At 71.3% G+C, this 23,086-nt stretch carries 29 protein-coding genes and 2 pseudogenes; 13 read left to right on the top strand and 18 right to left on the bottom strand.

Annotated elements, in window-relative coordinates:
• Positions 1-50 precede the first annotated feature (50 nt).
• From AMETH_RS41770 to AMETH_RS28535, 3 genes are all read right to left on the bottom strand, one after another.
• Entirely contained in the window at positions 51-173 is a 123-nt protein-coding gene (locus AMETH_RS41770; protein ID WP_017984625.1) for a hypothetical protein, read from the bottom strand.
• 57 nt (positions 174-230) lie between these two features.
• Positions 231-1,202, bottom strand: a complete 972-nt coding sequence (locus AMETH_RS28540) for a zinc-binding dehydrogenase (RefSeq protein WP_038532463.1) — start codon at positions 1,200-1,202, stop codon at positions 231-233.
• A gap of 399 nt (positions 1,203-1,601) precedes the next feature.
• Positions 1,602-2,219 (bottom strand): flavodoxin family protein, encoded by a 618-nt coding sequence (locus AMETH_RS28535; RefSeq protein WP_017984623.1) that lies wholly within the window; start codon positions 2,217-2,219, stop codon positions 1,602-1,604.
• Between the two features lie 103 nt (positions 2,220-2,322).
• Between AMETH_RS28535 and AMETH_RS28530 the strand changes: the two genes are divergently transcribed.
• On the top strand, positions 2,323-2,514 hold the full coding sequence (locus tag AMETH_RS28530) for a DUF2795 domain-containing protein (RefSeq protein ID WP_017984622.1): 192 nt from the start codon (positions 2,323-2,325) through the stop codon (positions 2,512-2,514).
• 49 nt (positions 2,515-2,563) lie between these two features.
• On the opposite strand, the gene AMETH_RS28525 is transcribed toward AMETH_RS28530, so the two are convergent.
• The 3 genes and pseudogenes from AMETH_RS28525 to AMETH_RS28515 all read right to left on the bottom strand — a co-directional run bounded on the left by AMETH_RS28525 (position 2,564) and on the right by AMETH_RS28515 (position 4,997).
• Positions 2,564-3,394, bottom strand: coding sequence for an alpha/beta fold hydrolase (locus AMETH_RS28525; protein ID WP_026153453.1), 831 nt, complete (start codon positions 3,392-3,394; stop codon positions 2,564-2,566).
• A gap of 486 nt (positions 3,395-3,880) precedes the next feature.
• Positions 3,881-4,129, bottom strand: a pseudogene (locus AMETH_RS41765) (styrene monooxygenase/indole monooxygenase family protein); the annotation flags it as partial.
• Between the two features lie 463 nt (positions 4,130-4,592).
• Positions 4,593-4,997, bottom strand: coding sequence for a flavin reductase family protein (locus tag AMETH_RS28515; RefSeq protein ID WP_017984621.1), 405 nt, complete (start codon positions 4,995-4,997; stop codon positions 4,593-4,595).
• A gap of 194 nt (positions 4,998-5,191) precedes the next feature.
• On the opposite strand from AMETH_RS28515, the gene AMETH_RS28510 reads away from it, so the two are divergent.
• Entirely contained in the window at positions 5,192-5,884 is a 693-nt protein-coding gene (locus AMETH_RS28510; RefSeq protein WP_017984620.1) for an IclR family transcriptional regulator, read from the top strand.
• Positions 5,885-5,921: 37 nt separating this feature from the next.
• Positions 5,922-6,374 carry a hypothetical protein gene (locus tag AMETH_RS28505; RefSeq protein ID WP_017984619.1) on the top strand — a complete coding sequence of 151 codons (453 nt, stop codon included), beginning with the start codon at positions 5,922-5,924 and terminating at the stop codon, positions 6,372-6,374.
• Here AMETH_RS28505 and AMETH_RS28500 read toward each other — a convergent pair.
• The 3 genes from AMETH_RS28500 to pepE form a co-directional block, all read right to left on the bottom strand.
• Positions 6,371-7,201, bottom strand: coding sequence for a PaaX family transcriptional regulator (locus AMETH_RS28500; protein WP_267283499.1), 831 nt, complete (start codon positions 7,199-7,201; stop codon positions 6,371-6,373). The genes AMETH_RS28505 and AMETH_RS28500 overlap by 4 nt on opposite strands.
• Before the next feature lie 114 nt (positions 7,202-7,315).
• Positions 7,316-7,543: a hypothetical protein gene (locus tag AMETH_RS28495; protein WP_038533525.1), complete on the bottom strand. Its 228-nt coding sequence runs from the start codon at positions 7,541-7,543 to the stop codon at positions 7,316-7,318.
• Positions 7,544-7,776: 233 nt separating this feature from the next.
• The gene (gene pepE, locus AMETH_RS28490; protein WP_017984616.1) at positions 7,777-8,487 is read right to left on the bottom strand and encodes a dipeptidase PepE; all 711 of its coding nucleotides are present in this window, start codon (positions 8,485-8,487) and stop codon (positions 7,777-7,779) included.
• 94 nt (positions 8,488-8,581) lie between these two features.
• On the opposite strand from pepE, the gene AMETH_RS28485 reads away from it, so the two are divergent.
• Positions 8,582-9,013, top strand: coding sequence for a TIGR03667 family PPOX class F420-dependent oxidoreductase (locus tag AMETH_RS28485; protein ID WP_017984615.1), 432 nt, complete (start codon positions 8,582-8,584; stop codon positions 9,011-9,013).
• A 293-nt stretch (positions 9,014-9,306) separates the two neighbouring features.
• Here AMETH_RS28485 and AMETH_RS37420 read toward each other — a convergent pair whose 3' ends face one another.
• A complete protein-coding gene (locus AMETH_RS37420; RefSeq protein ID WP_027934250.1) occupies positions 9,307-9,564 on the bottom strand; it encodes a helix-turn-helix domain-containing protein in 258 nt (85 codons plus the stop codon).
• A 72-nt stretch (positions 9,565-9,636) separates the two neighbouring features.
• Between AMETH_RS37420 and AMETH_RS28480 the strand changes: the two genes are divergently transcribed.
• The gene (locus AMETH_RS28480) at positions 9,637-9,921 is read left to right on the top strand and encodes a GntR family transcriptional regulator (RefSeq protein WP_017984614.1); all 285 of its coding nucleotides are present in this window, start codon (positions 9,637-9,639) and stop codon (positions 9,919-9,921) included.
• On the opposite strand, the gene AMETH_RS28475 is transcribed toward AMETH_RS28480, so the two are convergent.
• The gene (locus AMETH_RS28475) at positions 9,918-10,973 is read right to left on the bottom strand and encodes a J domain-containing protein (RefSeq protein ID WP_017984613.1); all 1,056 of its coding nucleotides are present in this window, start codon (positions 10,971-10,973) and stop codon (positions 9,918-9,920) included. The two genes, AMETH_RS28480 and AMETH_RS28475, sit on opposite strands and share 4 nt — an antisense overlap.
• Before the next feature lie 54 nt (positions 10,974-11,027).
• On the opposite strand from AMETH_RS28475, the gene AMETH_RS28470 reads away from it, so the two are divergent.
• The gene (locus tag AMETH_RS28470; RefSeq protein WP_017984612.1) at positions 11,028-11,600 is read left to right on the top strand and encodes a hypothetical protein; all 573 of its coding nucleotides are present in this window, start codon (positions 11,028-11,030) and stop codon (positions 11,598-11,600) included.
• On the opposite strand, the gene AMETH_RS28465 is transcribed toward AMETH_RS28470, so the two are convergent.
• The 3 genes and pseudogenes from AMETH_RS28465 to AMETH_RS28455 form a co-directional block, all read right to left on the bottom strand.
• The gene (locus AMETH_RS28465) at positions 11,584-11,976 is read right to left on the bottom strand and encodes a DUF2237 family protein (RefSeq protein WP_017984611.1); all 393 of its coding nucleotides are present in this window, start codon (positions 11,974-11,976) and stop codon (positions 11,584-11,586) included. The two genes, AMETH_RS28470 and AMETH_RS28465, sit on opposite strands and share 17 nt — an antisense overlap.
• Positions 11,973-12,418: pseudogene (locus tag AMETH_RS28460) on the bottom strand (GNAT family N-acetyltransferase). The gene AMETH_RS28465 and the pseudogene AMETH_RS28460 overlap by 4 nt, the downstream one beginning before the upstream one ends.
• Positions 12,419-12,425: 7 nt before the next feature.
• Positions 12,426-13,814 carry an MFS transporter gene (locus tag AMETH_RS28455; protein WP_017984610.1) on the bottom strand — a complete coding sequence of 463 codons (1,389 nt, stop codon included), beginning with the start codon at positions 13,812-13,814 and terminating at the stop codon, positions 12,426-12,428.
• 103 nt (positions 13,815-13,917) lie between these two features.
• Between AMETH_RS28455 and AMETH_RS28450 the strand changes: the two genes are divergently transcribed.
• Genes AMETH_RS28450 through AMETH_RS28435 form a run of 4 tightly spaced genes read left to right on the top strand, consistent with a single transcriptional unit; the run spans position 13,918 to position 16,547 of the window.
• The gene (locus tag AMETH_RS28450) at positions 13,918-14,460 is read left to right on the top strand and encodes a UGSC family (seleno)protein (RefSeq protein ID WP_017984609.1); all 543 of its coding nucleotides are present in this window, start codon (positions 13,918-13,920) and stop codon (positions 14,458-14,460) included.
• The gene (locus tag AMETH_RS28445; RefSeq protein WP_017984608.1) at positions 14,457-15,497 is read left to right on the top strand and encodes a hypothetical protein; all 1,041 of its coding nucleotides are present in this window, start codon (positions 14,457-14,459) and stop codon (positions 15,495-15,497) included. The genes AMETH_RS28450 and AMETH_RS28445 overlap by 4 nt, the downstream gene beginning before the upstream one ends.
• Positions 15,494-15,730, top strand: a complete 237-nt coding sequence (locus tag AMETH_RS28440; RefSeq protein ID WP_017984607.1) for an ADP-ribosylation factor GTPase-activating family protein — start codon at positions 15,494-15,496, stop codon at positions 15,728-15,730. Before AMETH_RS28445 ends, AMETH_RS28440 begins: the two co-directional genes overlap by 4 nt.
• Positions 15,720-16,547: an SDR family NAD(P)-dependent oxidoreductase gene (locus AMETH_RS28435; RefSeq protein WP_017984606.1), complete on the top strand. Its 828-nt coding sequence runs from the start codon at positions 15,720-15,722 to the stop codon at positions 16,545-16,547. The genes AMETH_RS28440 and AMETH_RS28435 overlap by 11 nt, the downstream gene beginning before the upstream one ends.
• On the opposite strand, the gene AMETH_RS28430 is transcribed toward AMETH_RS28435, so the two are convergent.
• A complete protein-coding gene (locus AMETH_RS28430; protein WP_017984605.1) occupies positions 16,544-17,881 on the bottom strand; it encodes an MFS transporter in 1,338 nt (445 codons plus the stop codon). The genes AMETH_RS28435 and AMETH_RS28430 overlap by 4 nt on opposite strands.
• A 112-nt stretch (positions 17,882-17,993) precedes the next feature.
• Positions 17,994-18,632 carry a TetR/AcrR family transcriptional regulator gene (locus AMETH_RS28425; protein WP_017984604.1) on the bottom strand — a complete coding sequence of 213 codons (639 nt, stop codon included), beginning with the start codon at positions 18,630-18,632 and terminating at the stop codon, positions 17,994-17,996.
• 65 nt (positions 18,633-18,697) lie between these two features.
• Here AMETH_RS28425 and AMETH_RS28420 point away from each other — a divergent pair, with 65 nt between their 5' ends.
• A complete protein-coding gene (locus tag AMETH_RS28420; protein WP_026153451.1) occupies positions 18,698-20,485 on the top strand; it encodes a bifunctional sugar phosphate isomerase/epimerase/4-hydroxyphenylpyruvate dioxygenase family protein in 1,788 nt (595 codons plus the stop codon).
• Here the strand turns inward: AMETH_RS28420 and AMETH_RS39430 are convergent.
• On the bottom strand, positions 20,473-20,649 hold the full coding sequence (locus AMETH_RS39430) for a hypothetical protein (protein ID WP_017984602.1): 177 nt from the start codon (positions 20,647-20,649) through the stop codon (positions 20,473-20,475). The genes AMETH_RS28420 and AMETH_RS39430 overlap by 13 nt on opposite strands.
• Before the next feature lie 226 nt (positions 20,650-20,875).
• Here AMETH_RS39430 and sigK point away from each other — a divergent pair, with 226 nt between their 5' ends.
• Together sigK and AMETH_RS28405 are read left to right on the top strand one after the other, a co-directional pair.
• Complete coding sequence (gene sigK / locus AMETH_RS28410; protein ID WP_017984601.1) at positions 20,876-21,469, top strand: ECF RNA polymerase sigma factor SigK; 594 nt, start codon at positions 20,876-20,878, stop codon at positions 21,467-21,469.
• The gene (locus AMETH_RS28405; RefSeq protein ID WP_017984600.1) at positions 21,466-22,191 is read left to right on the top strand and encodes an anti-sigma factor; all 726 of its coding nucleotides are present in this window, start codon (positions 21,466-21,468) and stop codon (positions 22,189-22,191) included. Before sigK ends, AMETH_RS28405 begins: the two co-directional genes overlap by 4 nt.
• A 422-nt stretch (positions 22,192-22,613) precedes the next feature.
• Here AMETH_RS28405 and AMETH_RS28400 read toward each other — a convergent pair whose 3' ends face one another.
• A complete protein-coding gene (locus tag AMETH_RS28400) occupies positions 22,614-23,072 on the bottom strand; it encodes a nuclear transport factor 2 family protein (RefSeq protein WP_017984599.1) in 459 nt (152 codons plus the stop codon).
• Between the last annotated feature and the right edge of the window lie 14 nt (positions 23,073-23,086).

The raw sequence follows: 23,086 nt of genomic DNA, 5'->3' as shown, positions 1-23,086 counted from the left end.
AGGAAGCGCCCATCCGGGCCCGGGTAGTCGACGCCCCGCTCCAGGCCCAGCTACTCCGTGTAGAACTCCAGCGCGCGGTCCTGGTCGGTCACGTAGACCGTCACGTACATGATGTTCGTCAGCATCCTGTTCCACCTCGTTCTCGTTCGACCACCACGGTTTGTGGTCGGCACCGGTATGACGGGTGGCGACCGGAGGAGGTAACAGAGCCGCTCTGTCGGAGGCCGGCGTCAGTCGTTCCGGACCACCACCTTTCCGGCGGCCTGGTTGGCCTCCATGTAGGCGTGCGCCTGGACGATCTGCTCCAGCCGGAACACCCGGTCGAGGTTCGGCTGGTACACGCCGTTCGCCACACCGTCGACGATCGCCTGCAGCGCTTCGCCGCCGGACGCGCCCCGGATGTCGTTGCTCTGGAACGCCGTCAGCTTCGTGCCGGACGGGATCGCCGCCACCGGCTGGAAGTCCGGGATCACCCACTCGCCGCTCAGCATGCCCGCCACGCACACCGTGCCGCCGCGCTTGACCAGCCGCAGCGAGCCCGGCACCGTCGGCGCTCCGATCAGGTCCAGCACGAAGTCCGGGCCGTCCGGGAACAGGGTGCGGACGTCGGCGCCGATGTCCCCGCGGTCCACCACCACGTGCGACGCGCCCGCCTTTTCCAGCGCCGCCACCTTGTCCCGGTTGCGCGTCGTCGCGATGGTCACCAGCCCCCGCTCCCGCGCCAGCGACAGCGTCGCCATCCCCACCGACGACGTCCCGCCGCGGATCAGCAGGCTCTGCCCCGGCGACGCCGGCCCGAACGCCGCCAGCGACCCCGACGCGGTCAGGTAAGTCTCCGGCAGCGCGGCGAAGACCTCCGACGGCAGGTCGGTCTGCACCGGGATCAGCAGGTCGTCCGGCAGCAGCGCGTACTCCGCGTACCCGCCGTCGAACTCCCGGCCCATCTCGCCCATCACAGCGGCCACCTTGGCGCCCGGCGGGAGGCGCGCGGACTCCACGACCACGCCGACGCACTCGATGCCCAGCACCCGGGGGAACCGCACGTTCGGCGACAGACCCTGGCGGGTCATCAACTCCGACCGGTTCAGCCCGAACGCCTCGACGCGCACCAGGGTCCAGCCGTCCCGCACCTCGGGCACCGGAACTTCCCGCACCCGCAACACTTCCGGCCCGCCCGGGCCGTCCACCACAACCGCTCGCATCTCCGCCCCCTTCCGGACACCGCGAACACTAGCGAGGGGGTACGACAATTCCGGGGGCGTCAGCGACGGATTGCCACCCGGGTGGGTTTGGCCGGGCGGGTTCGCCGTGTGGAACGGGATGAGCATGGGGGTGAGGGGTCGAGCAGCCGCGCAGCAGGTGCAGGTCGAGGCGACCGGGCCAGGGGGCTGGGCGCAGCCGGTCGGCGGCGTCAGTTTTCGCTGCGGAGATTGCTGCTGGGGTTGGCGATCGTGTGAGCGTGGGGGCGCGGTGCTCGTGGTGTGACGTGGCGGCGCGACCGGGCAGCGGGGCCGGGCCGTGCTCGCCCGGCTGGTCGACGGTGCCGGTTTTCGCCGCGCGAGACTTTGCTGAGATTGGGCGGTTGCGCAAGGGCGGCGGCGTCAGTCTTCGCCGCGGGAGATTTCTGCTGGGATCGGGCGGTCGCGCAGTGCGGCGGCCAGCGCGTAGAGGTTCTTCGCCATCAGGCCCGCCACTTGGTGGACGTACTGGTGCCCGTGGTCGGTGTCGCTGTAGCTCGGGCCCGGCCCTGGGCCCATGTTCCAGTTGACCCAGGCCTGCCCGGGAATCCTGAAGCCGATGTCGCCGAGCGCGCCGTTGTTTTCGCTGATCACGTGGTGCGCGCCGTCCTCGTTGCCGGTCACGACCACGCCCGCCACGCGGTTGTATGCAACCGGTGTACCGTCGTCGCCCGTCTCGGACAGCATCGCGTCCATGCGTTCGATCGCCCGCTGCGCGACCGACGAGGGGTGCCCGACCCACGTGGGTGACGCCATGATGAGGATCTCGGAGTTCACGATCTCCTCGCGGATGCCGGGCCACTCGTCGCCGTCGCCCATGTCGCTGCTGACACCCGACTTGATGTCGTGGTCGACCAGCCGGATGGTCCGCACGTCGGCGCCGAGTTCGCGCAGGCCTGCAGCCACCAGCTCGGCCAGCGCGTCGGTGTTCGACGGTTCCGGCGAGGGCTTCACCGTGCAGTTCAGGATGGTCGCGCGCATGGTGACGGGCTTCCCGTCCGGTCGATCCGCGAAACGGGACGAGTGGCGGCCCGATTGGTGGATAGCCCCCGGGTGAACGAGAGACAACAGGAAGGAGCAGGACATGGCTGCCCCGGACCCGATCCAGATGCAGAAGTTCCTGTCCGGCGTCGACTACCCGTGCACGCGGGACAAGTTGGTCGACCACGCGCAGAGCCAGGGCGCGCCGGAGGGCGTGCTGGACCACCTGCGCCAGCTGCCGGACCGCGAGTACGACGGCCCGAACGCGGTGAGCGCCGAGTTCTCGCGCTCCTGACCGGAGACCGACGCGCGGCGCCGTGAACAGGCACGGCGCCGCGATGGCGTCAGAAGGCGTTCAGGTGCTCCAGCATCATCGCTGTCAGCACCTCCGGAACCTCCTCCGGGATCCAGTGGGTGACGTCCTCCAGCATCTGGAACGTGTACGGCCCGGTCACCCAGTTCTCGGTGTCCAGTGCCGCCGTCGAGCCGAGGGCGACGTCCTCCGTGCTCCACACGTAGAGCGTCGGCACGGAAACCTTGTCGATGGCGGCCCGCGGGCGGTTCGCGCGGTACCAGTTGAGCGCCGCGGTCAGCGCGCCCGGCTCGGACAGCCGCCGGATGTACTCGTCGACCCGGCTCTGGGGCACCTTCCACTCGAACATGCGCCGCAGGGCCTCGGCGTTGTTCGCGAGCATCTGCCGTTCGGTGGAACCGGACCGCCAGTCGCGCATGTACTGCGACCGCATCTGCTGGTCCTCGTCCGTGCGCAGGGCCTGGCCCAGCGCCCCGGGGTGCGGCGTCGACACCGCCGTCAGGGTCCGCAGCCGCTCCGGGTGCTCCGACGCCGTCCACCACGCGACGGCGCCGCCCCAGTCGTGCCCCACCAGGTCGAACCGCGACCACTCCAGGGCGTCGGCGATCGCCAGCACGTCCCCGACCAGCTCGTCCATGCCGTACTCGGCCGCCTGCTCCGGGCGCACCCCCGGCGAGTAGCCGCGCTGGTCCGGCGCCACCGCGCGGAACCCACGGTCGCCCAGCACCGCGACCTGGTACTCCCAGGAGATCGCCGCCTCCGGGAAGCCGTGCAGCAGCAGCACCGGCCTGCCGTCGGCGGGCCCGGCCGCGATCGCGTCGAACGTGCCGGCCGCGGTCGGGATGCTCAGGTAATCCATCACGCCGGGAACCTTACGGCCTGCCACCGACAGTTCACTCCGCCATCCCGTGCCCAGCCAGGAACTTCCGCACCCGTTCGGGCGACGCGAGGATGTCCCACTGGCGGTCCGGGTGGCTGAAGTTGTCGGTGAAGGTGTCCGCCTCCGCCTGGCTCGCCGACATCGCGCCGAGCAGCTGCAGCAGGTGCGGGGCGCGAACCGCTCGTCGAAGGTCTGGTCCTCCAGGATGGTCCGGCCCAGCTCCCACGCCGAGTACGACGCGCCGTTCGCGCCCTGGCCGACCACCGGGTCGACCAGTGTGTGCGCGTCGCCGAGCGCGACGACGTACTTGCCGTTGGGCAGCCGTGTGTAGTCCTCCCGCACCGACGGCAGTACCCCACCCTGCAGCAGGTCCTGCGGCCCGGTGAGCCGGAACTTCGCCGGGGCGATCCGCTCGAACGTGCGCGGGTGGTGCCGCCGCGTCTTCTCCAGCACCAGCTTCTCGAACGCGGACGGGCCGTCGTCGTAGCGCGTCTCGGCCAGCACCTCGGTGTCGCCGCCGGGGATGTTCTCGAACAGCGGCGCGGTGACGTGACCGGCGAAGGAGAAGATCGGGATCTCCAGCAGCTCGCCGCTGCCCGGCGAAATGCTCATCGTGACGCCGCGCGGCTCGGAGTGCGCGATGCCCTCGTAGAGCCCCACGCACAGCTTGCGCAGCGGGCTGTCGAAGGTCGACTTGTCCGCCCGGCGCGGGAACATCGCGCTCAGGCTGCCGCGTCCGAAGGCCACGATGACGAGGTCGTGGCGGTCGGACAGCTCCGCCACATCCGCGGGATCAACTGGCCGCACCTGGAAGTCGCCGCCGCGGACGGTGAAGTCCGCCAGGATCCGTGGCAGGTAGATGCGGTAGTCCAGCGCCCGCGACGGCGCGGTGAAGGAACCGGGGAACGACAACGGGTCCGGCAGCCCGATGTAGTGGTGGTGGCCGAAGTAGAAGTACTCCTCGGCATCCCAGTGGTCGATGCCGAGCAACCGCTCGTGCGCGACCGTCGTGTGGTGGTGCGCGACGCTGTTCGGCAGGCGGCCGCCCGCCAGTTGCTCCGCGGTCCGGCCGCTGTAGATGGTGACTGGGACGTCGTGCTGCCGTAGTTGCAGGCCCAGGTGCAGGCCGGCGATCCCGGCGCCGACGATGCCGATTCCCGCCATTGAGAACTAGCCTCGTTCAGTGCAGTGCGCGATAGGAACCGGTGAAGAAGAGCAGCGGCTCGGCGTCCGAATAGGACAGACGGGTCACGCGGCCGGGGAACAGCAGGTGGTCCCCGGCCGGGTGCACCTCGGCGACGTCGCAGCCGATGTGGCTGAGCGGGCCGTCCAGGAAGGCGAACCCGTCGTGGTGGTGGAACTCCGGGCGCAGCCCGGGCACCGGCTGCCCGGCGAAGTGCCGCGAATGGTCCTGCTGGTCGCCGGCGAGCACGCTGACCGCGTACCGCCCGGTGCGGCGCAGCAGGCCGGCCATGCGCGACCGGCGCCCGAGCGACACCAGGACCAGCGGCGGCTCCAACGAGACCGACAGGAAGCCGTTGGCGGTCATGCCGTGCACGTGCTCGCCGTCGACCGTGGTGACCACCGTGACGCCGCTGGTGAACCCCCCATGGTGCGGCGGAAGTGCGCCGGGTCGACGGCCGGGTGCTCATCGAGCGACGTCTCGGGCACGACGAAGCCTCCCCAGGCAGCTCTGATATCGAGCGTTGATCGGTGTTCTGAGCTCGATATGCGAGCAGCCTCGCGTGTAGAGTGACGCGGGCAACGAAGGGGAGCGCGGTGGAGACCAAGCCGGGCGTTCGCGCGCAGACGCTGGATCGGGCGCTCGACGTGCTGGATGTCCTCGCCGATGGCCAGCCGCGCACGAGCCACCAGATCGCCGACGCCGCCGGGTTGCACCGCTCGATCGTCTACCGGATCCAGCGCACGCTGGAGGAGAGCCAGCTGGCGCGGCGCACCGCGGAAGGCCGCTACACGCTGGGGCTCGGGCTGCGCGTGCTGTCGCCGACCGTCCCCGGCGATGCCCAGGCCCGCCTGCGTGAGGTGCTCGGCGAGCTGGCCGACACGGTGGGCGCGACGGCGTTCTTCGCGGTGTCACGAGGTGGTCAGGTCGTCTCCGTGGTGACCGTCGAACCGGATCGCCGTCGCGCCGCCGTCGCCTACCAGCCGTGGACGCGGGCGCCGCTGGATCGCGGGGCGTGCGGCCTGGCGATTCAGTCCACGGGTCCCGCACATCCGGACGAGCGTCCTGAGGTCAGCTGGGCGCGGCAGACCGGGTACGTCCGCACGGTCGGCGAGATCCACGCCGGGCTCACCGAGATGGCCGCGCCCGTCCGGCTCGCGCACGGCGCCGCGGGCAGCGTCGCCTTGGTGTTCGTGCCGGGCGACGTGGACGAGGACCGGGCCGCCGAAGCGGTGCGGCGCACGGCGATCCGGCTCACGCAGCCGGAGTCCGGGGTCTGGGAGCTGTAGTTGACCTCCAGTCTGCTGGAGGTTCTACCGTCGGCTCGTGATCAAGGAGTACAGCGACGAAGAAGTGGCCGCCCAGCCCATCGGGGCGTGGAGCGGCGAGGCGTACCGGTTGGTCGTCGGTGCGCTGCGCGAGGCGCTCGCAGTCGAAAGCCTCACCCAGCCGCACTGGTGGACGCTGAACCACGTCGCGGGCAAGCCGGGGGAGTGGACCCGCGAGGCGCTCGTCCGGCGCCTCGCCCGCTACGACGACCTGGGCATCGACTTCGACGCGGTCTTCGACGACCTCGTCGCGCGGGGCTGGATGCTCGAGCGGGACGGCCTGACACTCACCGAAGCGGGCGAGGCCGGCCGCCTGCGGGCCCGCGACCGCAACGCGCGCGTCCACGCGCGGACGCACGAGGGGGTGGACCGTGGCGACTTCGTGACCACGATCAACATCCTGCGGCGGATGGTCGCGAACCTCGGCGGGGACGGGAACCTGCCGGACTAGGCCGCTTCCTCCTCGCTCACCAGCGTGTCCCAGTGGCGCTGCGCGACCGGCCGCCATTCCACGTGCCTGCGGTGGAACAGCTCCGCGGCCTTGGCGCCGCTCCAGCCGTCGGGCAGCAGGCGGCCCGGCAGGCGCGGGTCGAGGAACGGGAAGCGGCGCCACTCGTGCACCAGGCGGGTCTGCGCGTACAGCACTTCCTCGCCCGACTCGGGCGCCAGCGCGGCGAACTCGTCGACGAAGTCCTCGTAGCGCTCTTCCAGCGCCGTCAGGTCCCAGGCCCGCGCGACCATCGCGTCCTCGTCGCCGATCCGGCCGTACGACGCGACGAACGACATCGCCTCCGCGTCCAGGCCCAGCTCACGCACGATGGAGTTCGCCTCGTCCTGGCGGCTCGGGTCGGGGCAGATCCACACGCCGGGCGTCGGCGACCCGAACCCGGCCCAGGTCAGCCGCGTGCGGAGGCTATGCCGCAGGTCCCGCTTCGTCTCGGGCACCGACACCAGCAGCATCAGCCACGTGCCGTCCCACGGCGTGTCCGCGCGGCCGAAGCCGTAGATGCGCTCGGCGCCCTCGGTCAGCAGCCGCCGTCCCGGCGCGGTCAGCGACCAGCGCACGCGCCGGCCCTGCCGCTGCGACACCAGCCAGCCCTCGGCCGCGGTGCGGGCCAGGGCCTGGCGGGCCGATTTCTCCTCGACGCCGAACATGCCGAGGACGTCGACGAGGGTGGAGGTCCACACCGGGCGGTCGCGGGGCAGCACGAACTCGCCGAGCACGGTCATCAGGACCGACCGCGCGCTCGTGTGGCTGACCTCGCGCCGCCTGCTCACGGTGGGGTGGGCCGTGGTGTCCGCGATCGCGCTCACCTCCCGCACAAGCTGACCTCGACGCCATTGGCGTTGCTCAGGTTAGCCCACCTGGCGCAGTTCGCGGAGCGCGGTAGGTCAAAGGAGGAAATACGACAGGTCGTGCACCAAATCCCATTCGGCGCGGTGCGCCTCCGGTGGGCCCGTCCACGGTTCGTGAATGATCTGCTCGTCGCGGGCGCATTGCCCGCAAAGCGGATGGCCCTGCGCGTCGAAACACCATTCCTCGTCGACGGGGGTCTGCTCGTGGGGAACGAGGCAGCCGAAGCGGCTGTCGGCGGGGCGAAAATCGATGTGCGTGGTCATGATCGCATCCCGTCGCTCGCAGTCGCACCATGGTAGGCCCGGGTCGGAGCGGCCACGAAGCATCATCATCCGAATGTAGCAAACGGTTGTCTCGGCTGCTGAAACTCCGTTGAACCTTTATTGACGGGCGTGGTTCACCGCTGTCGGAAACGTGTGGAAATGACGTGGACCGGCCTTGATTCGAGGCGTCCCGCCGCGCGTGCCGGAAAATGCTTGATCAATTTTTCGCGGGTTCAGGCGATTTCGCTCGCCAGTAGGTCGCCGAGGTCCGCGCCCGGCCGCAACTCGGCCGGCTCGGAACCGCGGCGGAACAGGCGGGCGCCGCTTTCGTCGCCACCCAGGGTGAGGCTCCGGTCCTCGCGGCGCAACCAGGTGCCCTCGCGCAGCCCCAGCACGGGAACGTCGTTCTCCTCGAGGAACTGCTCGATGCGCTCCTCGCGGGTCTCGCCCATGTGGGTGGAGCCCGGGTCGGGGTCGAGGTAGTGCGGGTTGATCTGGAACGGCACGAACCCGGCCGCGTCGAACGCGGGCGGCTGCACGATCGGCATGTCGTTGGTGGTGCGGATGGTGGGGCAGGCGACGTTCGTGCCCGCGCTCGATCCGATGTAGACGGTGCCGTGCGCCACGCGGTCGCGGATCGGGGCGAGCAGCTCGCGGCGGTAGAGCTCGCGCAGGAGCCGGAACGTGTTGCCGCCCCCGGTGAACACGGCCTGCGCGGAGTTGAGCAACCTGATCGGATCATCCTGGTGGGCGCCGGCGACCTCGACGCCGAACGGGGCGAGCGCCTTGGCGACCGTGGCCGTGTAACCGTCGTGGTCGGCCAGCGCGAACGGGACGAACACCAGGCGACGCACGTCCTGGAGCACTTCGCCCAGCGCGTCGGTCGCGTGCTCGAGATAGCCGCGTCCGGGCGCGGTCGAGTTGGACAGCAGCAGCAGACGCATCGATGATCCTTTCCGGCGCTCGATCCCCGAATGACTATCACGGGCGGTCCGCGGAGTTGCCGCGGAAGTGAGCCCGGCCACTACGCTGGGCGGTATGGCAGATGGCGTTCTTCCCGACCCGTCCAGACCCTTCGGGCAGCGGGTACGCGAACGGCTCGAGCACGAGCGGGTCGTCTGGTTCACGACAACCGGCGCCGACGGCACCCCGCAGCCGAACCCGGTGTGGTTCGTGTGGGACGACGGCGGGTTCCTGATCTACAACGCCGCGCACGCCAAACGGCTGTCCCACATCCAGGACCGGCCGCAGGTGGCGCTCCACTTCAACAGCAACGAGCAGGGCGGGGACATCGTGGTGTTCCGCGGCCTGGCTCACCCGGCCGACACGCAACCCCCGGCCCACGAGACCCCCGCGTACATGGCCAAATACCGGGAGGCGATGGAGTCGATCAGCGGCAGCCCGGAGGCGTTCTCGAAGGCGTATCCGCAGGTACTGCGCGTGCAAGTGAACGCGGTACGCGGATACTGAGGCGCGAAAGCGCCGGGGCTTTCGAACCAAAGGTCGCTGGGTGGTCATCCCGTCGCCTGCCCGTCCGGCGAGGACTCTTTTGAGCTTTAAACCCGCGCTGTCGCGCGGAAAGCGCCTCACGGCGCTGGAAAGGTCACGTTACGACCACCCCCGCCCCCGATGTCTGATCGTGTTTTAGTCGCCTGGTCGGCGACTGAAGATCGGCTGTGGATCGGGGGCGGGCGAGGTCTGGTTGGGGTAGTCGGTTCCGTTGCGTTGCCGGCCGCCGGTTTTTTGGGTTCGTCCGTTCGTCCTCACCGGTCCCGGTCGTCCAGCAGTTCGGCTGGGTGTACTCCCATTGCCTCGGCCAGGCGGAACAGTGTGTCGAGCGTGATGTTGCGCGTTGGGCGTGGGGAGCCTTGCGCGAGTCTCGAACGTTCCAGTTCGGCGATCACCGAGCGGGACACCCCGGCCCGGTCCGCGAGGTCGGCCTGGCTCAGGTCCCGGTCCCGTCGCAGTCGTCGGACACGCGTTGCCAGTGCGCGTAGCCGGGCGTCCAGTGCCTCCTCCATCGTCACAGCGACGCAGCCTACCAACGGTCCCGATGAGCCGACTTTTTGTCTTTTCTATGCTACCGTGGAGGGGTGAATAGAGAACTTCCCGCCACTGGCCCCGCCTACCTCTACAACCTCGTCGCCGACGACCTGGCCCGTCGCATCGAGACGGGGGAGCTCGCGGTCAACACGCCGCTTCCGGCCGAACAGACACTGGCCCGGCAGTACGGTGTCTCGCTCGGTACCTGCCGCCACGCGACGAAAGTCCTGCGCGATCGTGGGCTCGTGCGCACGATCCCGTCCAAGGGGACGTTCGTCGCGGAGCGGCCCAACCGCACGGCCGTCTACTGCTTCGAGCCGTACCTCGTGGCCTAGACGACCTGTGCGCGCACCTTGCGCAGCAGCCGCACGTCCACGCGCGCCGGCTCGGCGGCCAGCCAGTCGCCGATCACCTGCACGAACTGGTCCGGCGTCATCGGCGGCGCGGGCACGTCGAAGTCCTCGTCGGTGGTGATCTCGCCCGTCCGGCTCGGGTACACGATCAACGCGCCCCGGATCTCCGCGCCCGGCAACAACGTGCGGAACGCGTCGAGGGCCTCTGGCAGCTGCGTCGCCCCGCCGCGGAAACGACGGTTGTCCCGCCACAGATCGCCGTACTCGTCAGCCGCGTAGTGCCCGGGCAACCACGTCTTCGACTCGATCAACACCAGCCGCCGCCCCGCCAGCACAGCGTGATCGATGTCGGCGAACACCGAACCCGGCCAAGCCAGCCCGTGGAAGATCCGCGCCCCCGGCAACCGGGTCAGGTACCGCTCCAGCAGCTCCGCCGTCAACCGCTCGCCCCACTGGTCCGGCTCCGCACCGGGCGCGCCGAACACGACCGTGCCACCGAACTCGTCATCCACCGCGCGCTCGGCCCGCGCCATCTCCCGGTGCTGCCGCACCAGCCAGATCGCCACCGCCGACGCCAGCACCAGCCACACCGCGACAGCCAGCGCGCCCGCCATGATCGGCAGCACCACCAGCAGCAACCACGCCAGCAACAAAGCCGCCGGAGCGTGCCCAGGCGCGGCCCGGTCCGCGGTCCGCGCCTTCTCCCGGGCCGCGTCCCACCACTCCAGCGCATCCGGGTCAAGCACCGGCAACTCGGCCGTGAAACTCGGGTCCTCACCCAGCTTCCGCCCCGGCCGCCGCGCACGCACCGGCGACGCGGTCGCGGCCGCGCGGTCCAGTGCCCGGTCATAGGCCGCGCGCTGCAACGGATCGACCAGCACCTCGTAGGCCTGCCGCAACGCCTGGAACTCGTCGGGCGAACCACCGGCGTCCGGGTGCGCGGTGCGCGCCCGCTGCCGGTACGCGGACTTGATCTCCGACGTCGAGGCACGCCGGTCCACCCCGAGCAGGTCGTAGTAGCCCTCGCCACGCACGCGGTCACTTTATGTGGTCTCCGTTTTCGCGCCACATGTGGCTAGAGTCAGCCGATGGTCCTCGACATCACGGACAGGCTGGGCATCCGCACCGGCCGCCACGTCGCGCCCGCCGGGCTCGCCGCGATCGTCCTTGGGGCCGCCCTCTTCGTCCTCCCACCACACAGCACCCTCGCCGCGATCGCGCTCGCACTCGCCGGCGGCGCGGCCTTCGCCCTTGGCACCGCCCGCCGCGCGAACGGCCGGTGGTGGGCCCTCGTCGCCGGCCTGATCAGCGCGGCACTCCTCTTCGCCGCACTGACCGTCGCCGGCCGCGGGCTCGCGCTCCGCGCCTTCGGCCAGGCCGAAACGTGCACGGTCACCGACCGCGTCATGATCGAGACCGGCGCCCGCTACCACCACTACGGCTTCGTGCACACCCTCGCCTGCGGCAGCGGCACCCTGACCATCCGCACCGACCCGGGCGACCGCGTGCCCGTCGGGACCGCGGTGCTGATCCTGACCAGCGACCTCATCGAGCCGGACTTCGCCGACCGGCACTCCCTCCTGCTGGAGGTGCCCGCCGTGCTCGGGTCGATCGCCCTGACCGCTGTGCTCGTGCGGCGTTCCGTCAGGTCAGCGAACTAGGGTCCGCCGGCACGTCCACCGCGTGCCGCTGCAGCGCCTCCAACGGCACGACGTCCAGCGCCCGCTCGTGCGTCGACGCCAGCACCACCGGCGCGGCCACCCCCGCCTCGAACGCCTGCAGCCACCGCGCGGCCACCACGCACCAGCGGTCACCGGGCTGCAACCCGGGGAAGCCGTACTCCGGGCGCGGCGTGGACAGGTCGTTGCCGACCCCGCGCTGGTACTCCAGGAACTCCTTGGTCACCACGGTGCACACCGTGTGACTGCCGAGGTCGTCGTCACCGGTGGTGCAGCACCCGTCCCGGTAGAAACCCGTCATCGGATCGGTGCCGCAGGGCTCGAGTTCGCCGCCCAGAACATTGCGATCGGTCGTCATGGCAGTCCGTGCTGTCGTATCCAATCGTCCTTGGCCAGAGCGTACTCGACGTCACCGTGTTCGGCCCCCGGAAGCGGGTCCGGCCAGTCTTCGTGGAACGTTCGCACGTACCGCAAGCCGGACTTCTCCATCACTCGCCGCGACCCGGTGTTCACGGCCATGGTGAACGCCACGACCCGCTCGACCCCGCCCTCGACCGCCGCCGCAGCCGGTAGCCGAGTTCCACCTCGCCGCCGCCGCGCGGGCGGAACTCGAACCAGCCGGTGAACTCGCCGCCCGCCTTCTCGACCGCGGCGAAGTACCCCTCCCGCCCGGCCACGTCGCTGGCGGCGGCCTCACCCAGGTAACGCATCACCTCGGGGTCGCCGTCCAGGTCCGCCACGAGGTCCGCGTCGGCGGGCGTGAGGGGTCGCAGGATCAGCCGGTCGGTCTCCAGGCGCACGCCCCGATCATGCCCGCACCTGCTCCGCCGAGTCCCGCCCGCCGCTGATCGCCGTCAGGGAACGGCCCGTCGTCGGGATGGCCAGGTAGAAGATGATCAGTGCGGCGAACACGTACCCGGCGGCGAGCACCAGCATCGACACGTGCGGGCCCGCCGCGGCGACCGCCACCAGCACCACCGACTGCAGCACGCCGCCGGTCTGGCCCAGCCCGCCGGCCAGCGAACCACCGCTCGCGCGGGCGTGCGTGGGGAACACCTCCGCCGCGTAGGAGAAGCCGGGCACGAACAGGATCGGCCCCGCGACCTGCGTCAGCACCGACCCGAGCACGACAGCGGCCGGGTGGCCGGAGGTGACCGTGACCAGCAGCGGGCTCAGCGTCGCCAGCGCCAGGCCCAGCACGATCAGCTTCTTGCGCTCCACCCGGTCGATCACGAACGGCATGACGCAGTAGGTCGCGACCCCGGCCAGCGTCCCGATCGCCAGCAGCATCGTCCCGCTCGACAGGGACAGCCCGAACTCGGTGAGGATCGTCGGCTGGAACGTGATCGTCGCGCGCACCGACCACTGCACCCCGAACCAGAACCCGATCACCACCAGCAGCCGCTGCAGGTAGGGCGGGCGGAACAGCAGGCGCAGCGGGAACCTCTCGCTCGCGGTGTCCGGCGGCACGTCCGGGACCGCGGGCAGCGCGTGCCCGGCCGCCGTCATCCGGCGCTCCAGTGCGGTCGTGATGCGGTCGGCCTCGTCCAGCCGTCCGCGGGTGGCCAGCCAGCGCGGCGACTCCGGGATGATCGGCTCCCGGGTGAAGAACATCAGCACCAGCGCGACCGCCCCGACGCCGAACAGGATCCGCCACCCGACGTTCTCCACCGGCACCAGCGCCGTCGACAGGAACGCGGCGGCCACCGCGGCGACCCCGGACCAGAAAACGTTGTAGGCGAGGTACTTCCCACGCCGCTCGGCCGGGGAGAACTCCTGCACCAGCGCGGTCACCACGGCGATCCCACCGCCGGTGGCGAACCCGGACAACACGCGGAACACCAGCAGCGACGGGGTGTCCCAGGCGACCGCCGTCAGCAGCGCGGTCACCGTCAAGGCACCGAGGCCGAGGAAGAACGACCGTTGCCTGCCCAGGATGTCGCCCAGGAACCCGAACAGGATCGCGCCGAGCGCGGTCGCCACGAGATTGCCGGTCAGCATGACCGTCACCTGGGTTGCCGTCAGGTGGAAGTGCTCTTTCAGCACGGGCAGCGAGTAGCCGACGATCGACACGTCATAGATGTCGACGAAGTACGCGATGCCGAGGATCGCGAACGCGGCCTTCGGCAGTCCCCAGCCGGGGAGGCGGTCGATGCGGGCGTTGATCACGGCGCTGCCGCGGAGATCGGCTGGCAAGGCGGAGGTCCCTTCTTCCGGTGACGCGTCAGGCCATTACCGATCACGGCCGCGGAACCGGCAAGCGGGGTCACCGCCCCACGGAAGACAAGGAGTCGAACCGATGGTTGAGGCCATACTCGATCCGACGGGCGGGCGGCGCGCCGTCGCGCAGGGCGCCGCGGTGCTCACGCCGAACCGGCTCAAGCTGGCCGGCGCGACGATCGGGCTGCTGGAGAACACCAAGAAGAACGCGGCGCCGTTCCTCGCCGAACTGGGCAGGCTGCTCGTCGAGCGGCACGGCGCGGCCGGGGTGGTCGCCCGCACCAAGACCGCGTTCGCCATGCCGATCCCCGAGGAGCAGCTGGCGGAGCTGGCCCGGACCTGCGACGCGGTGATCACCGGCGTCGGCGACTGCGGCTCGTGCAGCGCCTCGGCGGTCGCGGACGGGATCGCGTTCGAGCGCCACGGCATCCCGGCGGCGGTCATCTGCAGCGACGCGTTCATCGTGACCGCTGACGCGATGGCCGGGATGCGTGACGCGACCGGCTACCACTACGTCGTCACGCCGCACCCGGTGGCGGTGCTCGGGCCGGACGAGGTCCGCAAGCGCGCCGAGGAGGCGCTCGACGACGTCGTCGCGATCCTGACCTCGGTGGCGTCGTGACCGCACCCGATCCCGTCGTCGCCCAGGAGGCGATCGAGCACTGCTACGAGCAGGGCTGGACCGACGGGCTGCCGGTGGTGCCCGCGTCGCGCCCGCTGGTCGACCAGTTCCTCGCGCGGACCGCGCGTGCCCCGGACGAGGTGATCGGCCGCGTCGAGCAGCTGGACCGCGAGTGCACCGTCGAGCAGGCCGCGATCAGCGCGGCGATGGCCGGGTGCCGTCCCGAGTACTTCCCGGTCGTGCTGGCCGCGTGGGACGCGCTGATGCTGGACCGCGCGGCCCGCGGCGGTGGCTGGCAGAGCACCAGCGGCCCGTCGCCGATGCTCGTCGTCAACGGGCCGGTGCGCCAGGAGCTCGGCTTCAACAGCACCGGCGGCGTGTTCGGGCCCGGTTTCCGTCCGAACGCGACAGTGCCGCGCGCGATCGGACTGATGGTGCGCAACGCCTTCGGCATCCACCCGCACGTCCTCGAACAGGCGACCCAGGGGCTACCCGGCCGGTGGCAGATCTGCTTCGGCGAGAACGAAGAGGAAAGCCCGTGGGAGCCGCTGTCGGTGTCGGCGGGGCTCGCGGACGGGGGCAGCGCGGTCACGGCGATGCTGCTGCGCACGGTCGAGTACGTCGACAACCGGCACACGCAGGACCACGAGCAGGTGCTGTGGGACCTGGCCGACACGATGTCCCGCACCGGCGCGCTGATCTTCCGCGAGGCCTCCTACGGGCTGGTGCTCGGGCCGGAACACGCCCAACTGCTCGCCAAGAACGGGATGTCCAAACAGGACGTGCAGGCGTGGATGATCGAACACGTCGGCCGCGCCGGCCGGGATCTGCGGCGTGCCGGCAAGAGCGCGGGTGAGAAGCAGGTACGGGGCGCGTCCGGGTCCACCGACGGCGACGACGAGTTCCAGCGGTTCCTGCCTTCGCCGCGGCACGTCCCGGTGGTCGTGGCGGGTTCCCGCAACGCGGCGATGTCGATGGTGGTGCGGGTGTTCGGCGAATGGTCCGGCAAGGCGGTGGCGGTGGAGGGAACGGCATGATCGACCAGACCGGCCTGGCGGCGATGCGCACGACGCTCGCCGCGGATGGCTACGCGCTCGACGTCGCCGAGGAGGGCGGCCGGGTGGCGGTGCGGATTTCGGTGGCCGATCCGGCCGCCTGCGCGGACTGCCTGGCGCCGGAGCCGATCATGCGCGGCATCCTGCATCAGTCGCTCGGCGTGCCCGAGCAGGTGATCGACCTGACGTACCCGGGAGACGACGATGACCGGTGACCCACTGGCCTCGGCCGGTCCACTGTGGATGGCCAGCCGCCGCGTGATCGTCAGCGGCGGCGGGCTGTCCGGTTCGGCGGGCGGCGTCGGCTACGCGGTGAGCCGCCTGTTCGCCGCGCAGGGCGCCCGCGTCGCGGTGCTGGACCGCGACCCGGCCGCGGGCAAGCGGACGGTGGCCGACATCGAGGCCGACGGCGGCGAGGCGATCTTCATCCAGGCCGACCTGACCCGGGACGAGGACTGCGAGCACGCCGTCGCCGCCACCGCCGAGGAGTTCGGCGGCGTGGACACGCTGGTCAACAGCGCCGCGTCCGGTGATCGCGCCGGGGTCTTCGACGTCACGCCGGAACGCTGGGACGAGCTGATCGCGCTCAACCTCAAGACCACGTGGATGATGACGCGGCACGCGGCGGAAGCGATGACCGGCGGCGGGGCGGTCGTCAACATCTCGTCCGCGGCGGTCACCGCGGCCGGGCCCGGCACGGTGTACGGCATCGGCAAGGCCGGGGTGGAGCACTTCACGCAGGGCGCCGCCTCGACGCTCGGACCGCGGGGGATCCGGGTCAACTGCGTGCGGGTCGGGGCGATCTGGTCCTCGATGGCGGCGCGCGACCTGCCCCAAGAGATGCGCGAGGTGCGGGCGAAGGGCGTGGCGCTGCAGACGGAAGGCACCGGGTGGGACATCGCCTACGCGGCGTTGTTCCTGGCCAGTGACCGCGCCCGCTGGGTGTCGGGCGCGGTCCTGCCGGTCGACGGCGGCGGCCCGCACCGCGCAGGCTTCCCGAGCCGCTCCGCCGACGCCGCCCGCAACCGCTAGGCGGTCGCCCCGCCCGGGGAGGCCACCGGTACCCGTCCGCCGCCGGCGTCCTTGCGGCCCAGGTCGGCGGTCGGGACCCGGTAGTTGTCCCGTCCGGTCAGCACCGCGATCACGTTCACCAGGCACAGGCCCGCGGTGAAGATCGCGACGCCGACCCAGTTCGCGCTCTTGTCACCGGCGATGGCGGCGGCGATGGTCGGCGTGAACCCGGCGATCGCGAACCCGATCTGCGTGCCGATCGCCATGCCGGACAGCCGCACCCGCGCCGGGAACATCTCGCCGTAGAACGCCGGCCACACCGCGTTCGTCGCGCTGTAGACGACGCCGAACATCAGGATGCCCACGACGAACACGAGCACGTAGTTGCCCGACGCGATCGCGCCCAGGTAGGCGAAGATCAGCACCCCGCAGCCCAGCGACCCGCCGACGAACACCGGCTTGCGCCCGACCTTGTCGGCCAGCATCGCCCACAGCGGGATCGCGCCGAGCGCCACGACGTTGGCGAGCACGCCGACCCACAGCATCGGGGTGCGCGCCAGGCCGGCGGAGTTGACCGCGTAGGACAGCGCGTAGACGGTGAAGATCGTGCTGACCGCGGCGATCACGGCCGCGAACACGACCCGCAGGACGTCGGCCCAGTGGTCCCGGAACAGCACTGCGACCGGCAGCTTCGCCCGCTCCTTGCCGGCCACCTCACGCTCGAAGACCGGCGTTTCGTCCAGCTTGCGCCGGATGACGAACGCGGCGACGACGACCAGCGCGCTGGCCCAGAACGGCATCCGCCAGCCCCAGCTCTGCAGCGCGGCGGTCGGCATCGCGGCGACCGGCAGGAACACCGCGGTCGCCAGGATCTGCCCGGCCTGCGTGCCGGACAGGGTCCAGCTCGTGTAGTACGAGCGGCGGTTCTCCGGCGCGTGTTCGAGCGACATCGAGTTCGCCCCGGCCTGCTCACCGGCCGCGGACAGTCCCTGCAGCAGGCGCAGGGCCACCAGCAGCACCGGGGCGAGCACGCCGACCTGCTCGTACGTCGGTAGGCAGCCGACCAGGAACGTCGAGGCGCCCATCAGCAGCACGGTGAAGACCAGGACCTTCTTGCGGCCGAACCGGTCGCCGACGTGGCCCAGGATGAACGCGCCGATCGGGCGGGCGACGTAACCGACCCCGAACGTGGCCAGCGCCAGCAGCGTGCCTGCCGCCGGGTCCGAGCTGGGGAAGAAGATCTTGCCGAAGACAAGTGCGGCGGCCGTGCCGTAGATGAAGAAGTCGTAGTACTCCAGCGCGCTTCCGACCCAGGCGGCCACCGCTGCCTTGCGGGGCTTTCCGTGCTCGACCACTTCCACGCTCCTGTCGCTCCGTTGCGGACCGGGTTAATGTACCGTCTGGTTACGTACCAGATGGTGAGTTAGCCGGACGAGGCTTGTCAACCCGGAGAAGGGGGCGAAACGCTCAGTGCGCGGTCAGGTACTCGACCAGCAGGTCGCCGAGCATCTTGCGGTAGTGCTCGCGCCGGTCGGGGGCGAGCATGTCGCGCTTGAAGATGGCGTTGAACGTGTGCCGGTTGGCGGTGCGGAAGATGCAGAACGCGCTGATCATCATGTGCACGTCCAGCGCGTCGACGTCCTCCCGGAACGCGCCGGCGGCCCGGCCGCGTTCCAGGATGCGGGTCAGCACGTCCAGCGCGGGGTTGGCGAGCGTCGAGAGCACCTCGGAACGTCCGATGTGCTCGGCGTTGTGGATGTTCTCGATGCTGACCAGCCGGATGAAGTCCGGGTGCGACTCGTGGTGGTCGAAGGTCAGCTCGGCCAGCTGCCGGAGCGCCTCGACCGGGTCGAGGTGGTCGACGTCGAGCTCCTGCTCGCGGGCGCGGATGCCGGAGTAGGCGCGTTCGAGCACCGCGATGTAGAGGCCTTCCTTGCTGCCGAAGTAGTAGTAGAGCATTCGCTTGGTGGTGCGGGTCTTCGCGGCGATCTCGTTGACCCGCGCCCCGGCGTAGCCCTGGTCGGCGAACTCGCGGGTCGCCACGTCGAGGATCTCGGCGCGGGTGCGCTCGGCGTCGCGCAGGCGTTCGGCGCTTTCGGTCGGCATATGCGCACCGTAGGACTCACCGACTGGTTCGACCAACACCGGCCCGTGCGAGAGGAGTCCCGGCCGTGAGGCGAGGGATCGCGACCGTGTGCCTGTCCGGCACGCTCGAAGACAAGCTGACCGCGGCGGCGGCCGCCGGCTTCGACGGCGTCGAGATCTTCGAGAACGACCTGATCGTCTCGCCGCTGTCGCCGGCCGAGGTCCGCCGCCGTTGTGACGACCTCGGGTTGTCGGTGGACCTGTACCAGCCGTTCCGGGACTTCGAGGCGGTGCCGCCGCCGGTGTTCGAGGCGAACCTGCGCCGCGCCGAGCGCAAGTTCGACGTGATGGAGCAGCTCGGCGCCGACACGATGCTGGTGTGCTCCTCGGTGTCGCCGGACGCCGTCGACGACGACGATCTGGCCGCCGAACAATTGCATACACTCGGTGTACGAGCTGCTCAGCGCGGTATGCGCATCGCATACGAGGCGCTGGCGTGGGGGCGGTTCGTCGACACCTACGACCACTCGTGGCGGATCGTGCGGCGCGCCGACCACCCGGCGGTCGGCCTGTGCCTGGACAGCTTCCACGTGCTCTCCCGCGGCAGCGACCTCGCGCTGATCCGGACCATTCCGGGCGAGAAGATCTTCTTCCTGCAGCTGGCCGACGCGCCCCGGCTGCACATGGACGTCCTGCAGTGGAGCAGGCACCACCGGTTGTTCCCCGGGCAGGGCGCCTTCGACCTGACCGCGTTCGTCGGGCACGTGCTCGCCACCGGCTACTCCGGGCCGCTGTCGCTGGAGGTCTTCAACGACGTGTTCCGGCAGGCCGACCCGGGGCGCGCGGCGGTCGACGCGATGCGGTCGCTGCTCGGGCTGGAGGAGTCGCTCGGGGAACCGGCGATCGCCGCGCCGGAACTGACCGGGCACGCGTTCACCGAGCTGGCCGTTGACGAGTCCACCGTCCCGCAGCTGGCCGCGGCGCTGACCGCGATGGGCTTCGCGCACACCGGGCAGCACCGGTCGAAGCCGGTGCAGCTGTGGACCCAGGGCGAGGCGCGGGTGCTGCTGAACGCGACCGGCGGGCCCACCGAGATCAGCGCGCTGGGCGTGGAGAGCGCGGACCCGGCGCGCTCGGCGGAGCGGGCGGAGTCGTTCCATGCGCCGGTGCTGCCCCGCGAGCACCGCGCCGGTGAAGCGGACCTGTCCGCGGTGGCCGCCCCAGACGGCACGGCGGTGTTCTTCTGCCGCGACGGCTGGCTGTCGGACTTCACGCCGACTGGTTCCTCCGCCGCGGGCGCCGGGTTGCTGGGCACCGACCACGTGTCGCTGAGCCAGCCGTTCGACAACTTCGACGAGGCCGCGTTGTTCTATCGCACGGTGCTCGGGCTGCAGCCGGAGATGCCGACCGAGTTCGCCGCGCCCTTCGGCCTGATCCGCAGCCGGGCGGTCACCAACCCGGCCAACAGGGTGCGGATCGCGCTGAACGTGGCGCTGCTGCGCCGCGGCGAGTGGGCGCCGGGCGTGCCCGACCCGCAGCACATCGCCTTCACCAGCGACGACGTGCTGGCCACGGCCAAGGCGATGCATGCGGCCGGCGCGCCGCTGCTGGAGATCCCGGCCAATTACTACGACGACCTGGACGCCCGGCTGGCCCCGCCGCCGGACCTGCTCGCCGCCCTGCGCGAGTACTCGGTGCTCTACGACCGCGACGAGCACGGCGAGTTCCTGCACTTCTACACCGAGGTGCTGGGTTCGCGGGTGTTCTTCGAGGTGGTCCAGCGCATCGGCGGCTACCGCGGCTACGGGGCCGCCAACGCGCCGGTGCGGATGGCCGCCCACCGGCGGCTGCGGCTGGCGCGTCAGTCCGGCTGAGCAAAGACCTCGGGGTAGGCGGTGAACACCGGGTTCGCCGCCACCCAGTCCCACAGCTCGTCGGTGATGTCGCCGTAGATCTCGGCTTCCACCATGTCCGCGCACTCGCCGCCGCGCTCGAGCAGGGCCGCTCCGCGGTCGTTGTGTGCGAAGGCGGCGTCCACGTCGGTGTACTCCTCGATGACGACGTAGCTGCCCGGCTCCCCGGAGAACCAGCGGTCGCGGCCTGGTCGCGCAGCGCGCGGGCGACCTCCTCGAACCCCTGCTGGTCGTGGACGTCGAAGCGGGCACGCACGTAGAAACTCATCCCCGGATCCAACCAGTGATCCAGCCCATCCGGTCCCGTTTCGGCGCCGAACACAGGGTGTCGGTGTGAGGGAGGATGACGGGATGGACGATCCGGTCCGGGCGATGCGCCCGGCCGCGCCGGGGCAGGCGGGCCCCTCGCCCGAGGACCTGATGGCCCAGGTCGCGCGGGGGAGTGAGGCGGCGTTCGAGCAGCTTTACGACGTGGTGGCCGGCCCGGTGTTCGGCGTGGTGCGGCGGGTGCTGCGCGATGTGGCCCAGTCCGAGGAGGTCGCGCAGGAGGTCCTGGTCGAACTGTGGCGCACCGCGGCGCGGTACGACCGCGGGCAGGGCAGCGTGCTGAACTGGTCGCTGACCCTGGCGCACCGCCGCGCGGTCGACCGGGTGCGGTCGGCGCAGGCGCGCACCGACCGCGAGCAGCGGGCCGGTGTGATGGCGCCGGGGCGGGAGTTCGACGAGGTGATGGAGGCGGTCACCGCCCGGCTGGAGCGGGAGCAGGTGCGCCGCTGCCTGAACGGGCTGACCGAGCTGCAACGCGAGTCGATCATGCTGGCCTACTACGGCGGCCACACCTACCCGGAGGTCGCGGACCTGCTGCAGAGTCCACTCGGGACGGTCAAGACGAGGATGCGGGACGGCCTGATCCGCCTGCGCGACTGCCTGGGGGTGACGCGGTGAACCCGGACGTCCACATGCTGACCGGCGCGTACGCCCTCGACGCACTCGACGACCTGGAGCGGCGCCGGTTCGAGGAGCACCTCGCCGAGTGCGCGGACTGCGAGCGCGAGGTGGCCGGACTGCGCGCGACGACGGCCCGGCTCGGGGCCGCGGTGTCCGAGACGCCGCCTGCGGCGCTGCGGGACCGGGTGCTGCGGGACGTGCGCCAGGTCCGGCAGGCGCCACCCGGCCGCCGGGCGCCGACGCGGGGTTCCCGCAACTGGACGACACGTTTTCTCGCAGCGGCGGCCGTGATCGCGATCGCCGTCGCCGCGGTCGCCGGGGTGCTCGCGGTGCGGGCGGACCGGCAGCGGGAGACCGCGCAGGAGCAGTACGCGGTGGTGACGCAGCTGCTGGCGGCGCCCGACGCGCGGACGCTGGACGGCGCGGACGCGGGCATCCCGGGCGAGGCGCGGATGGTGATGTCGCCAAGCCAGGACCGGGCGATGCTGATGATGACCGGAATGCCCGACCAGCCGGCCGACGTGACGTACCAGGCGTGGACGATCGACGCGGCGGGCCCGCACCCGGCCGGGGTGATGGGGCACGCCGGAACCACCGGTGCGCCGCTGATGCTCGCGGGCCTGACGGGGGTGCGCACGGTCGCCGTGACGATCGAACCAGCTGGCGGCTCGGAGCAGCCGACCACCGCGCCGGTGGTGCTGTTCACGATGCCGGCGTGACGGTGGCGGTGGCGGTGGCCGTGATGTGACCCCGCGTGGTGGTGCCCGGTGGCCGGGGTGCTTCGGCCACCGGGTGCTACCGCAGCGGCGGGCGGCTGGTGGGTGGGCAGCGGGTTGCGGCCGCGGGGTGGTCCGCGGTGCTTCGGCCACACGGGGCCGGCGCATGGCGGCGGCTTGTGCGTGGGCGGTGGTTGCGGCGTCGTGGTGGCTCGAGGTGCTCCGCCTGCCGAGTGTTGCCGCGCCTGGGGCGGCCGGTGGGTGGCCGGGGTGCTCCGACCACCGGGTGCCGCCGCGCCGCGGCGGATCCTGCGTAGGCGGTGGTTGCGGCGTGGGTGGTGGCCCGGGGTGTGCTCCGGTTGTCGAGCCGCCGCGGCATCAGCGCTGGTCAACACCCGACAGCGCCGGCGTCGGCGAGCGGGAGATCACCGTTGCAAGCGGCGTCGTCCGGTGAGGGGGCCCAGGCCGGACCGCCACCAGGCGCGCCACGCGCCGGGCCGGCCGGCGACGGCCATCGCCACCGGCATCGAGTCGAAGAAGGAGTCCCGGCGCGTCACGCGGCCGTCGGTGTTCAGCCACAGCTCGTCCACGGCCCGGAAGGCGAGCGGCTTGCCGCGCAGGGTTCCGCTCAGCCGCAGCTCGATGAACAGCCGGTCCTCCCGGCCCGCCCACGACAGCACCACGCCCCGCAGGTCCGGCAGGAACCCCAGCAGCCGCTCGGCCTCCCGCCCCCACCCCTGCCTGCCCCGCGTCGGCGGCACCATCGGCTGGTTCAGCTCGACGTCTTCGGCCAGCAGCGCGTCCCACGCCTGCGGGCGCGGCCGCGCCCAGCCCTCGGCGAAGGCAGCCACGGCCTTCTCGTGCACGGCGGTCCAGTCGGTCATCGTCGACCTCCTTC

The sequence above is a fragment of the Amycolatopsis methanolica 239 genome, from assembly GCF_000739085.1.
Taxonomy (GTDB): Bacteria; Actinomycetota; Actinomycetes; order Mycobacteriales; family Pseudonocardiaceae; genus Amycolatopsis_E; species Amycolatopsis_E methanolica.
The sequence above is the reverse complement of the archived record's forward strand: the minus strand, read 5'-3'. Positions and strand labels throughout refer to the sequence as shown.